This window comes from Streptomyces carminius (genome assembly GCF_002794255.1).
GTDB classification, from domain to species: Bacteria; Actinomycetota; Actinomycetes; order Streptomycetales; family Streptomycetaceae; genus Streptomyces; species Streptomyces carminius.
In genome coordinates this window covers 295,662-307,856 of the sequence record NZ_PGGW01000058.1, presented here as the reverse complement: position 1 = coordinate 307,856, position 12,195 = coordinate 295,662, and the positions used below count along the sequence as shown (strand labels likewise).

Below are 12,195 nucleotides of genomic sequence, written 5' to 3'. Positions count from 1 at the left end.
GGGCTTCCGCCCGGGGAGCTCAGGCGCGGCCGTCGATGCAGCGCGTCAGCCAGTCCGACGCCTCGGCGAACTCCGTGTCCGTCGTCCCCGGCCGCAGCGGCGCGGTCTGCGACGGCTCGGCGCCCGCCCGCGGATACGACCCCAGGAAGCGCACCTTCGGACAGATCCGCCGCAGCCCCATCAGCGCCTCGCCCACCCGCCGGTCGGTGATGTGCCCCTCGGCATCCACCGAGAAGCAGTACCGGCCGATCCCCTGCCCCGTCGGCCGGGACTCGATCCGCACCAGGTTGACGCCCCGCACCGCGAACTCCTGGAGCAGCTCCAGCAGCGCGCCCGGGTGGTCGTCGCCGAGCCACAGCACCACCGAGGTCTTGTCCGCGCCCGTCCGCGCCGCGGGCCGCCCGGGCCGTCCGACCAGCACGAACCGCGTCTGGGCGTTGGGCGCGTCGTGGATGCCGGTCACCAGCGGCGCCAGCCCGTACCGCGCCGCCGCGAACTCCCCCGCGAACGCCGCGTCGTACCGCCCCTCCTGCACCAGCCGGGCGCCGTCCGCGTTGGAGGCCGCCGACTCCCACTGGGCGTCCGGCAGGTGCTTCGCCAGCCAGCGGCGCACCTGCGCCTGGGCCACCGGGTGCCCGGTCACCGTCTTGACCGACTCCAGCGCGGTGCCCGGCCGCACCAGCAGCGCGAACGCGATCGGCAGCAGCACCTCGCGGTAGATCATCAGCGGCCGGCCGGCGGCCAGCTCGTCCAGGGTCGCGGTGACCCCGCCCTCCACCGAGTTCTCGATCGGCACCAGGGAGCCGCCCGCCTCCCCGTTGCGCACGGCGTCCAGCGCGGCGGGCACCGACACCATCGGCACCAGCTCACGGGTGGCCGCCTCCGGAAGCGTGCGGAGCGCGGCCTCGGTGAAGGTGCCCTCGGGGCCCAGATAGGTGTAGCGGCTCGCGGGAGACATACGGCCACAGTAGCCGTGCGGGCGGCGGCCCCGGCCCGGATCTCAGCCCTCGAACAGCCGCTGCCCCACGTACCCGCCCTTCTCGGCTCCGCCCGGCACCGCGAACAGCGCGCTCGCCTCGTGGCGGAGGAAACGGGACAGCGCGTCACCCCGGTCCAGCTTGCGCTGCACGGGCACGAAGCCGCGCAGCGGATCCGCCTGCCAGGCGACGAACAGCAGTCCGGCGTCCGGGGCGCCGTCGTCGCGGAAGCCGTCGTGGTAGGAGAAGGAGCGCCGCAGCATCGCCGCGCCGCCGTTGGTCTCCGGCGCCGTCACCCGCACGTGGGCGTCGGCGGCGACGGCGAGCTCGCCGTCGGCGGTCCGGCCCGCCAGGTCCACCGGGGTGGTCTCGGTGCCGTCGGGGCCGGCCGAGAGCGGGGCGCCGTCCGACTTGCGGCGGCCGATCACCTTCTCCTGGTCGGCGAGCGGGACGCGCTCCCAGTCGTCCAGCAGCATCCGGATGCGGCGCAGCACCGCGTACGAGCCGTCCGCCATCCAGCCCGGCTCGCCGCCGGCGGGCACGAAGACCCGCCGCCCGAAGTCCTCGTCGGTCTCCCTGGGATTGTTGGTGCCGTCGATCTGGCCCATCAGGTTGCGGGCGGTGCGGGGGGCGGCGGTGGCACCGGGGGAACGGTTGAAGCCGCTCATCTGCCAGCGCACCCGGGCCGTCCCGGCCGCCTCGCGCTGGAGGGCGCGCAGCGCGTGGAAGGCCACCGGGGCGTCGTCGGCGCCGATCTGCACCCACAGGTCGCCGTCGGAGCGCTTCGGGTCGAGCGCGTCGGCGGAGAACGGGGGCAGCGGCTCCAGCGCGGCCGGGCGGTGCGCGGCCAGGCCGGTGCGGTCGAAGAAGGTCCGGCCGAAGCCGAAGGTGACGGTGAGGGCGGACGGCCCGGCGTCCAGGGCGATCCCGGTGTCGGGCAGCCTGCCGGGCGGCACCTCGCCCGCCATCAGCGCCCCGGCCACCCGCGACCAGCGGCGCAGCAGTGCCGCGGCCTCCTTCCGGCCCGCGCCCGCCACCAGGTCGAAGGCGAGCAGATGGCCGTGTGCCTGCGCCGCCTCGGTGATGCCCGGCTGGTGCGTGCCGTGGAAGGCGATCCGGCGCCGCCCGACGGTGGCCAGGGCGGTGGGCGGTTCGGCCGCGGCGGACGTGGCCAGGGCGCCGCCGGCCGCGCCGAGCGCCAGCCCGGCGGTGCCCGCCGCGCCCGCGGCGCCGAGCACCCGGCGGCGGGACGGGCCGGCGGGTGCGGTGGGTGCGGTGGGTTCGGCTGACTCGGTGGGCTCGGCTGACTCGGCGGTGCGGTGGCGTTTCATGGGCCTGCGGTGTCTCGGTTCTCGTGGCGGTTCTCGTGGCGGTGCGTGATCACGGGGGTCAGGGGAGCAGGAAGGTCATCCGCTCGGTCACCTGGTCGATGTCCGAGGTCCGTACGGTGACGGCGGCCTCCCAGACCCCGGACATGGGCAGCTGGAGTCCGGTGGCCGTCCAGCGTCCCGTGCCGTCCTCGGTCAGCTCGGCGGTCAGCGGGCCGATGTCCTGGGCCTCCAGGGTGAAGGCCAGCCGCACCTCCGGTACGTCCATGGGCTGCCGGCCGTCGGGGCCGGTGATGAGCAGCCGGACGGTGTTGTCGCCCTTGCGGCCGGGGTCGATCTCGAGCTCGGCCGAGCCCTTGCCGTCCTGGCCGCCGGTGTCGAAGGGGGTGAGCAGTGTCAGTGTGCCCGAACCCACGGCCGAGTGCTCCGCCGCCTCCCGGGCACTGGCGGCGGCCTGCGTCGTACGGGCCGGCTCGGTGCCGGTGAGCAGGGTCGTCACGACGAGGACGGCCGCCGCGACGGCCGCCTCGGCGAGCACCGACCGTCGCAGCCCGGTGCGCGGGAGGTCCGCGTCGCGCTCCCGGCGGCGGCGCGCGGTGTCGGCGGCGGCCCGCTGGCGCGCGAGCTGGGCGGCGCGCTCGGCGGTCGGGGCGTCCTCCGGACCGCCCGGAACGCCGGAGCCGTCCCCGCCCGCCCGCTCCGGGGCGGACTCGGCGGTCGCGGCGGTCGCCCCGGCCACCGCGGGGGCGGTCTCCCGCCGCTCGCTCCGCTTCTCCTCCGGGGCCTCCGCCGACGCCGTCCCCTTCCTCTCCCCTGCTTCCGGCTCCGTCTCCGCGGCCGTCCCGGGCGCGGTCTCCGCGGTGCCTGCGGTGCCTGCGGTGCCTGCGGTCCCTGCGGTGTCCGCGGCCGCCGGTGCGGGAGCCGTGTCCGCCAGCCGCGCGGTCCAGCGGCGGGAGTGGCGGGCGAGCGCGACCAGCAGCGCCACCAGGCCGACCTTGAGCAGCAGCAGCCGCCCGTAGTCGGTGGAGGTGAGCGCCGACCAGCTGCCGACCTGCCGCCACGACTGGTACAGACCGGTGGCCGCGAGGACGGCCACACCGCCCAGGGCGAGCCCCGAGAAGCGGCGTACCGCCCCGGCGGGTACGGCGGGACCCCGCCACAGGGCGGTCAGCAGGGTGGCCAGCCCGCCCAGCCAGACGGCCACGGCGAGCAGGTGGAGGATGTCCACCGGAATCGCCACCCCGGTCTGGATGCCGGTCGAGGCGTGCTCGGCCAGGGCCCAGGTGGCGGCCAGTCCGACGGCGCCGACCGTACCGCCGACGGCCAGCCCGAGGAGCAGCTCGCGCCGGTCTCGCGGCCCCCGCCCCTCCCCGGTGTTCCCGGTGTCCCCGGATCCGCCGGTCTCCCCGTCACGTGCCTCGTCGCCCGTCCCGCCGGCGGTCAGCCGGGCGTACATCCCGAAGAGCACCGAGACGAACAGCGCCGCCACCGCGAGCAGCAGCAGTCTGGACACCAGCGCCGTGCCCGGCCGGGTCTCCAGCACCGCCCGGAGCCCGTCCGCGTCGAGGGCGTCGCCCAGCCGGCCCGAGCCGGTGTACGGGCCGCGCAGCAGCAGGGCCGCGATGGTGGCGGCGGTCAGGGCGAGCCAGCCGCCCACCACCAGGCGCTGCACCGCCCGGAGCCGGGCGGCGCCGGGCCAGCAGGCCAGTACGAAGACCGCCCCACCGACGAGCAGCACGAAGCCGGTGTAGGCGGCGTAGCGGGCGATGTCGTACAGCGCGCCGACCAGGCCGCCGCCCGGCTCCTCGGCGGAGAGGGAGACGGAGGTCTCGGAGGGCGCCCCGACGGAGAAGGTGAAGCCGCCCGCGATGGGGTGGCTGTCGGCCGAGACCACCCGCCAGGCCACGGTGTACGTGCCGTCGGCGAGGCCGCCGCGCAGGCCCACCGCGTAGTGGAAGCCCTCCCCGCCGCCCGCCCCGTCGGACCGCTCCCCCGGTTCGCCGTCGTCCACCCGCTCGCCGTCCGGCGCCAGGACGCGGATGGAGTCGTCCGACAGCGCCACGCTCTCGGTGAAGGTCAGCGTCACCTCCTCCGGCGCGTGGGTGACCACCTCGCCCTCCCCCGGGTCGCTCTCGGTCAGGACGGCGTGCGCGGCGGCCGGGGCCGCGCCGCCGAACTGGCCGAGCAGGCCGAACGCGGCGAGCAGGACGGCCAGCAGGGCGGTGCGGGCCCGGGCGCGCGACCGGGCGCGCGACGGGGTGGGGGAGCGGTGCGCGGTGCGGGGGACGGCGGTGGTCATGGCGGTGACCTCACTGCTCGTGGGTGTGGGGGGAGTGGGTGGGGACGTGGTTGGTCGCCTCGACGGGGATCTCGATCTCGATCGGGTCGGACTTCTCGAACCGCAGCTCCACCGTGACCTTCTCGCCCTTCTCGGGTCTGCGGTCGAGGTCCATGAACATCAGGTGGTTGCCGCCGCGGCTGAGCTCCAGGGCGCCGTCCGCGGGCACGGGCAGCGAGGCGACCCGCTCCATCCGCCCGCCGTCGGTGCGGTGGATCTGCACCTCGTTCGCGATGGCGCTGGTCGCCGAGGTGAGCGCGTCGTCGCTGCCGCCACTGTTGTGGACGACCAGGAAGCCGCCCGCGGTGTCGGTGGTCACCGGCTCGGGCATGTAAGCGCCCTCGACGGTCAGCTCCGGTCCCGCCGTCTCCGCCCCCGTCCCCGTCCCCGTCTCCTGCGTCTCCGTGCCGGAGCCGCAGGCGGTCGTGCCCGCGGCGAGCAGCGCGGCGGCCAGCAGCGCGGCGCCCCGTCGGGCGCGGCGGGTACCGGGGGCGCCGGGGGTGCGCGGCCGGGTCACGGCAGCTCCCCCTTCACCAGCTTGGGCAGGTCCTGCTCGTAGACCTCGACGGGCACGTCCGAGGTGTACAGCACGTGCGCCTTGTCGTCCTTCGGCAGGAAGGCGAGCACCTGGGTGCCGTGGGAGGAGACGACGTCGCCGTCCTCCTCCACCACCGGCGGCTCCAGACTGATGCCCAGGGTGCGGGCGCCGGCCTGGATGGTGTCGAAGTCGCCGGTGAGCCCGGTGAAGTCGGGGTCCTGGGCGCGCAGCCACTTCCCGAGCGAGGCGGGGGTGTCGCGCTCGGGGTCGGAGGTGATGAAGACGACCCGCAGCTTCTCCTGGTCGGCCTCCGGCAGCTTGGACTTCGCCACGGCGATGTTGCTCATCGTCAGCGGGCAGACGTCGGGGCAGTGGGTGTAGCCGAAGTAGACCAGGGTCGGCCGGCCCCGGGTCTCCTCGATCAGCTCGTAGGTCTCGCCCCGCGTGTCGGTGAGGACCAGATCGGGCTTGTCGAAGGGGTTGCTCAGGACGGTGCCCCGCTTCACGGAGCCGGTGGGCTCCGACACGGCTGCTGTGTCGCCGGAGCCGCCGGAGCCGCTGCCGGAGGAGCCGCAGGCGGCGGTGGTCACGGCGAGCAGCGCGGCGGCGAGGGCCAGCGCCGCGGTACGGCGGGCGCGCCGGGGGTGGTGGCGCGGGATGTGGTGCATTCTGGTTCTTTCCTGCTGTCGGTGGATGCCGGCGCGCGGCCCCGGGAGGGGCCCGGCCCCGCGGTGCGCGGGGGCGCGGGCCCCTCCCGGGCCTCGCGGCCGTCAGGCGGTGGTGGTGGTGCGGCGGCGTCCGGCCAGCACGCCGAAGGCGATGCCGCCGGCGCCGGCGAGGATGCCGAGGACGCCGAGGACACGGGCGGTGGTGTCGGTGCCGCCGTTCTCCGCGGCGGCGTTCTCCGTCTCGTCGCCGTCCGCGCCGTCGCCGTCCTTGTCGGCGGCGGGTGCCGCCGCGTTGTCGGCGCCGTCGCCGTCCTCGCCGCCCGCCTCGTCGGCGGGCGGGACCAGCTTCAGCACGGGCGCCGGGTGCTCCGGCTCCTCGCCGCCCTCGGCGGGCGGCTCCTCGATCCAGCGCACGACCTCCTCGTTGCTGTACGTCTGGACGGCCTTGAGGACGAGCCGGTCCACGTCCTCGGGGAGCTGCCCGACGGAGAGGGGGAACTGCTGGAAGGTGCCCGGCTGGATGCCGCCGCCGGTCTCCGTCCAGGTGATCTTGGAGGGCACCTCCTTGAGCTGCCGGCCGTGGAGCTCCAGCGGCTTGTCCAGCTTGGTCCTGGTGACCTCCACGTCCCAGCCGGGCACCGGCTGGGGCATCACCGAGGCGATCGGGTGCTCGGCCGGGAGGGTGACCTCCACCTTCACGGTGGAGGCGTTGTCGCGCTCGTTGGGGACCTTGACGTCGACGGTGGCGTAGCCGCCCTGCTCCGCCGTGCCCGGTACGGAGACATGGGCGGCGGCGGGTCCGGCGAGGACGAGGGCGCAGGCGGTGGCGGCGGCACCGGCGGCGGCCAGCCGGCGGCCGGACGGCAGCGGGCGGCGGGCCGTGGCGCCGGCGGTCTCACGGACGGCGGTGCGGGGGGTGGACTGCATGGTCGATGACACTCCTCTGACACGGGTGGGGGAGCGCCTCCCGGCCCGGCGGGGCGGCACCCGGCACGGCGGCCGGACAGCGGCGGCCGGGCGGGAACGAACCGACGACGGGACGACGGGACGACCGGTCGGTGCCGCCGGACAGGCCGGGGCCCCGGGCCGGACAGGCGCGGATTCGGTGTGCGCGCGGCACCGGCGCGCACCTCACCCGTGGGGTACGGAAGTGGGGGGTGTGCGCGTCAGACCGCGAGGGTGAGGTCGTCCGCGGAGCACGGCGGCCCGCGCCGGACCACCGGGTGCCCCGGGGGCAGGGAGCGGGGCGGTACGGGGTCCGCGCCGCGGTCGGTGCGGGGCGCGGACGGCGGCAGGAGCCCGGCGGGCAGCAGCCCGCGGCTCAGCGCGCGCGCCCAGCGCAGTGCCGTGCGCAGCGCCCGGACGAGCAGCGCGCCGGCCAGGGCGTCGCCCACGGCGGCCTGCCGCGCGTACAGCCGGACCAGCCGCCACAGCGCGTCGTCGCCGCGGCGCAGCAGCCAGCCCATGACGAGCGCGGCGAGCAGATGGCCGAGCAGCATGGGCACGGAGAGCAGCGACAGCGCGGTGCGCACGGCGGCCTGGAGGCACTCGGCCGGGGTTTCGGCGGCGAGCGTACCGGCCGGGACGGCATGGCCCGCGTGGCCGGGGCCACCGGGGTGACCGGGATGGGCCGCTCCCGGCAGGGCGGACAGGGAGAGCCCGGCCTCGCCGACGACCCGGCGGGCCTCGGCCTCGCTCAGGGCGGCCGTGGCCCGGTCGTCGCACAGCAGCCGTCCGGCCAGCTCCAGCAGCCCGTGCCGGTCGCCGGCCCCGGCCCCCGGGGCGCTCCGGGCGGCCGGTCCGTCCTGCCCGCAGGAGAAGAGGAAGTGCAGCGCGAGCTGCCCGGCCGCCAGCAGGGCGGCGATGCCCGGCAGGGAGCGCTCGCGTCCGGCCAGCGGCACGGCCACGGCGAGGACGGCCGCACAGCCCGCGCCGACCGTCCACAGCGGCAGGCCCTGCCCGGCGGCGAGCACGTGCCCGGCCGCGGACAGGGTGACGCAGACCGCGGTGAACACCGCGGCCCGCAGCAGTCGCAGGTCGGCGGCGGCACGCGCGACGGGGGCTCTCATGGCCCGGCCATCATCTCACCCGCGCCGCCGCGGGCTGCAGGGCGTTGTGGAAAACCGATAATCCCGGCCCCGGCGGTTCTTTCCCGTGCCTGCTGCCGTGCCTGCCCCCGCGCCCGCTTACGGGCTCGCCACGGGCTGCCCGCGGTCACCACCGGCCGGTGTCCGCATCCGTCCACTCCGGGCGGTACGCCCTGATCGTTCCTTCTCATGCGTTTTCCGTACCTCACGGCACTCCTCCCCTCCGCCGAATGAGGGGTAGGAGGCCCGGGACGGCTTACCGGCGCCGACCCTGGCAATACGTATGCGTATGTCGAGCCGCAGCCAGGAGGCTGAGCATGAGCATCTGGTGGTCTCTCCACTTGCGGCGTGAGGCCGCGAGCGTTCCGCTCGCCCGGCGGCTACTGCTCGGCGCGATGGAGGCGGCGGGCGTCGACCCCGATGTCTCCTACGACCTTTCGGTAGCGCTCTCGGAAGCCTGTGCGAACGCGGTGGAGCACGGCGGTCCCGGGGAGTCCGGGCGGTCGGGCGCCGGGGAGTACCACGTGACGGCGTACATCGATGACGACATGTGCCGCATCGAAGTGGTCGATCACGGGCCGGGCTTCGGGGACGGGACGGCGTACGAGGAAGGACACGGCGGTGCGTACCGCGCGACGGACCCGCTCGGTACGGCGGCGGAGGACGCCGCACCCGCCATGGCGTTCGGCCCGTTGCTCGCCGACGCCGGTCTCCAGGAGGTGCCCCACAGCGGTGAGCACGGCCGGGGGCTGTTCCTGATCGAGGCCCTCGCGGACCACGTCGACTTCCGCAACAGGCCGGGCGACGGCGCCGTGGTCTGCTTCGACAAGCTCCTCAAGTGGCGGGAGGACGCGCTGCTGAAGGCGTCCTGACCCGCGCTCGTGTCCGCATCCGCATCCGTACCCGTCCCCGGTTCCGGCCGGGCGGACGGGGGAGGGCGGTCCCTTCCGGGACCGCCCTCCCCGCGGTACGCGCCACCCGGTGCGCGGGTCAGCCGCGCAGCCGGGCCATCCACTCCTCGACCTCGTCCGAGCGGCGCGGCAGCGCGGCCGAGAGGTTCCGGTTGCCGTCCTCGGTGACGAGGATGTCGTCCTCGATGCGCACCCCGATGCCCCGGTACTCCTCGGGCACCGTCAGGTCGTCGGGCTGGAAGTACAGGCCCGGCTCGACGGTCAGGCACATGCCCGGCTCCAGCGTCCCCTCGGCGTACGCCTCGCGGCGCGCGACGGCGCAGTCGTGGACGTCCATGCCGAGCATGTGGCCGGTGCCGTGCAGCGTCCAGCGGCGCTGGAGGCCCAGCTCCAGCACCCGCTCCACCGGGCCCTCGACCAGACCCCACGCCACCAGCTTCTCGGTGAGCACCCGCTGGGCGGCGTGGTGGAAGTCCAGGTACTTCGCGCCCGGCCGCACCGCCGCGATGCCCGCCTCCTGCGCCTCGTAGACGGCGTCGTAGATCTTCCGCTGGAGGTCGGTGAAGCGGCCGCCGACGGGCAGGGTGCGGGTGACGTCGGCGGTGTAGAGGGTGTGGGTCTCCACACCCGCGTCCAGCAGGAGCAGCTCGCCGGAGCGGACCGGGCCGTCGTTGCGCACCCAGTGCAGGGTGGTGGCGTGCGGCCCGGCGGCGCAGATGGAGCCGTAGCCGATGTCGTTGCCCTCCACCCGGGCGCGCCGGAAGAAGGTGCCCTCTATGTACCGCTCGGAGGTGGCCTCGGCCCGGTCCAGCTCGCGCACGACGTCCTCGAAGCCGCGCACCGTGGAGTCGACGGCCTTCTGCAGCTCGCCGATCTCGAACTCGTCCTTGACCAGGCGCATCTCGGAGAGGAAGACGCGCAGCGCCTCGTCGCGCTCGGCGGTGGTCTTGTCGCGCAGGGCCGCCTCGACACCCGCGTCGTACCCGCGGACCGTCCGGACGTCGCCGCGGGCCTCGCGCAGCGCGGCGGCGACGGTGCGCACGTCCTGGCAGGGCAGGCCGTAGAGCCGCTCGGCCTCGGCCAGGCTGTGCCGGCGGCCCACCCACAGCTCGCCCTGGCCGTCGAGCCAGAACTCGCCGTTCTCCCGGTCGGAGCGGGGCAGCAGGTACAGCACCGCGTCGTGGCCGCCGCCGTCGCGCGGCTCCATGACCAGGACGCCGTCCTCGGTCTGGTTGCCGGTGAGGTAGGCGTACTCCACGGAGGCGCGGAACGGGTACTCGGTGTCGTTCGAGCGGGTCTTGAGGTTGCCCGCCGGGATCACCAGCCGCTCGCCGGGGAAGCGGGCGGAGAGCCGCGCGCGCCGCTCGGCGGTACGGGCGGCCTGGGGGACGGGGGTCAGGTCGCGCAGTTCGGTGTCGGCCCAGCCGCTCCGCATGTTCTCGGCGAGCTCGTCGGAGACGCCCGGGTACAGGCCGTTCTTCCGCTGCTTGACCGGCTGCTCCTCCGCGTGCTCGTCCGCCTGCTCGTCCGGGGTCTCCGGCGTCTGCTGGTCAGCCACGTCGCTGCCTCCTCCTGCTGGTGGTGTGGGCCTGGTGCGGGCCTCCTCCATCGTAGGTCCGCGCGGGCCGCCGGCCGGGGCCGCGGAACGGGGCCGCGAACGGGCCGGACGGACTCAGAACCGCGCCGCGAGCAGCACGGCGTCCCCGGCGGCCCCGTCCCCGGCGGCCCCGTCCCCGGCGGCCCCGTCCCCGGTGTTCCCCCCGACGGGGGCGAGGGCGCGCAGCAGGTGGTCGGCCAGCGCGCCGGGGTCGTCGCGGACGGTGGGCGCGGCGCGCTCGGCGGCCGACCTGAGCAGGTCGACGGCCCGGTCGAGGGGCTCGCCGGTGCGGCGCAGCAGCCCGTCGCCGTAGAGGAGGAGCGTCTCCCCGGCGGCCAGCTCCAGCTCGACGCCGGGCGCCTCCCAGCAGGTGAGCATCCCCAGCGGCGCGGAGAGCGCGGTCTCGGCGAGCTCGGTGCGCCGCGGCCCGACGACCAGCGGCGGGCAGTGCCCCGCCCCGGCCAGCACGATCCGGGCGCCCCCGGCCGCGGCTCCGGGTGCGGCTCCGGGTGCCGAGGCGGGCGGGGGCGGGGCCGGCTCGGCGTATCCGAACAGCACGGTCGCCGCGCGGGCGGGTTCGGTCAGCCGCAGCAGCACCTCCAGATCGGACAGCACGGCGACCGGGTCCTCGCCCTCCAGCACCGCGTACGCCCGCAGCGCCGCGCGCAGCCGCCCCGCCGCGGCCGACGCGTCCGCACCGGAACCGGTGACCGTGCCCACGGACAGGGCGAGTCCGCCGTCGGGCAGCGGCAGCGCGTCGTACCAGTCGCCCCAGTCGCCGCCGCACGGTCCGGTGCGGTGCCGGACCGCCAGCCGCACCCCCGGCACCCGGGGCAGCCGGCCGGGCAGCAGCCCCTCGCGCACGGTGTCCAGGGCGCTCCGGGCGCGGGCCAGGTCGAGTTGGCGGGCGAGGTGTTCGGCGGCCTGCCGCGCGTACAGCCGCAGCAGGTGGCGGCGGCGCTCGGTCGGCCGGGCGGGCTCGTCGTAGAACCAGACGGCCGCGCCCACCCGTCCGGCGGTGCCGGTCTCCAGGGCGACCGCGTAGCTCGCGGCGCAGCCGAGCCGGGCGGCGACCTCGCGGTGGCGCGGGCCGAGGCGGGCGTCCCGGCCGATGTGGGGGAGGACGACCTCCCGGGGCCCGGCGGGGCCGCCCCCGCCCCCTTCCCCACCCCCTTCCCCGCCCCCGCGCCCGGGCGCGGCGGACTCCGCCGGTTCGGGCGACAGCAGCGCGAAGGGGACGGAACCGTGCGGGACGGTCTCGATCTGGCCGAGGTCCGCCACGCCCAGGCCGAGCCCGACGGTGGCGCCGGGACCGACTCCGCCGGGCCGTTCGGCGGGCGGGCCGGGGTGTCCCGCCGGGCCCGCCGGGGCCAGCGAGAGCAGTCCGCGCCGGGCGCCCGCGAGGGCGGCCCCGGCGCGGAGCACCTCGTGCACCGCGCTCTCCAGGGTGGCCGTGCGCAGCAGGCGTTCGGTGAGCCCGTGGAGGATGGTGAGGTCGGAGAGCCGGCCGGCGAGCCGGTCCTGGACGGCGGCGAGGTGCTCGGCGGGACGGGCCGGGACCGGCCCCCGGCCCGGCGCCGGATCCGGGCCGGGACCGTGCGGCCGGGCCGGTACGGACTGCCCGCGGGGCACGGCGGAGGGCGGGCCAGTGTGCTGGGAAGGCGGTGCGGGGGAGTTGGTTCCGGCCAGTTTCGGCGGGCGTCGGGCGCTCATGGGCGGTGGCCCCCGGTGCGGGCCGGCGTGCTCGACAG

The 12,195-nt window shown here is 76.5% G+C and carries 10 protein-coding genes; 1 reads left to right on the top strand and 9 read right to left on the bottom strand.

All coding sequences use genetic code 11. From position 1 onward, the window contains the following. Positions 1 to 19: 19 nt before the first annotated feature. The 7 genes from pheA to CUT44_RS18600 all read right to left on the bottom strand — a co-directional run bounded on the left by pheA (position 20) and on the right by CUT44_RS18600 (position 7,918). On the bottom strand, positions 20 to 958 hold the full coding sequence (gene pheA, locus CUT44_RS18630; protein ID WP_100203002.1) for a prephenate dehydratase: 939 nt from the start codon (positions 956 to 958) through the stop codon (positions 20 to 22). A 42-nt stretch (positions 959 to 1,000) separates the two neighbouring features. Continuing rightward, the gene (gene efeB / locus CUT44_RS18625) at positions 1,001 to 2,308 is read right to left on the bottom strand and encodes an iron uptake transporter deferrochelatase/peroxidase subunit (RefSeq protein ID WP_100203001.1); all 1,308 of its coding nucleotides are present in this window, start codon (positions 2,306 to 2,308) and stop codon (positions 1,001 to 1,003) included. A 58-nt stretch (positions 2,309 to 2,366) separates the two neighbouring features. Then, complete coding sequence (locus CUT44_RS18620) at positions 2,367 to 4,604, bottom strand: copper resistance CopC/CopD family protein (protein WP_100203000.1); 2,238 nt, start codon at positions 4,602 to 4,604, stop codon at positions 2,367 to 2,369. A 10-nt stretch (positions 4,605 to 4,614) separates the two neighbouring features. Further along, complete coding sequence (locus CUT44_RS18615; protein ID WP_100202999.1) at positions 4,615 to 5,160, bottom strand: copper chaperone PCu(A)C; 546 nt, start codon at positions 5,158 to 5,160, stop codon at positions 4,615 to 4,617. Next, positions 5,157 to 5,849, bottom strand: a complete 693-nt coding sequence (locus CUT44_RS18610) for an SCO family protein (RefSeq protein WP_100202998.1) — start codon at positions 5,847 to 5,849, stop codon at positions 5,157 to 5,159. The genes CUT44_RS18615 and CUT44_RS18610 overlap by 4 nt, the downstream gene beginning before the upstream one ends. A 102-nt stretch (positions 5,850 to 5,951) precedes the next feature. Further along, a complete protein-coding gene (locus CUT44_RS18605; RefSeq protein ID WP_100202997.1) occupies positions 5,952 to 6,776 on the bottom strand; it encodes a YcnI family copper-binding membrane protein in 825 nt (274 codons plus the stop codon). 239 nt (positions 6,777 to 7,015) lie between these two features. Next, positions 7,016 to 7,918 (bottom strand): hypothetical protein, encoded by a 903-nt coding sequence (locus tag CUT44_RS18600; protein WP_100202996.1) that lies wholly within the window; start codon positions 7,916 to 7,918, stop codon positions 7,016 to 7,018. A 335-nt stretch (positions 7,919 to 8,253) separates the two neighbouring features. Between CUT44_RS18600 and CUT44_RS18595 the strand changes: the two genes are divergently transcribed. Further along, positions 8,254 to 8,808, top strand: coding sequence for an ATP-binding protein (locus CUT44_RS18595; protein WP_100202995.1), 555 nt, complete (start codon positions 8,254 to 8,256; stop codon positions 8,806 to 8,808). Positions 8,809 to 8,926: 118 nt separating this feature from the next. Here the strand turns inward: CUT44_RS18595 and CUT44_RS18590 are convergent, their stop codons facing one another. Together CUT44_RS18590 and CUT44_RS18585 are read right to left on the bottom strand one after the other, a co-directional pair. Continuing rightward, the gene (locus tag CUT44_RS18590) at positions 8,927 to 10,405 is read right to left on the bottom strand and encodes an aminopeptidase P family protein (protein WP_408646755.1); all 1,479 of its coding nucleotides are present in this window, start codon (positions 10,403 to 10,405) and stop codon (positions 8,927 to 8,929) included. A gap of 114 nt (positions 10,406 to 10,519) precedes the next feature. After that, positions 10,520 to 12,157, bottom strand: coding sequence for a PP2C family protein-serine/threonine phosphatase (locus CUT44_RS18585; RefSeq protein ID WP_100202993.1), 1,638 nt, complete (start codon positions 12,155 to 12,157; stop codon positions 10,520 to 10,522). Positions 12,158 to 12,195 lie beyond the last annotated feature (38 nt).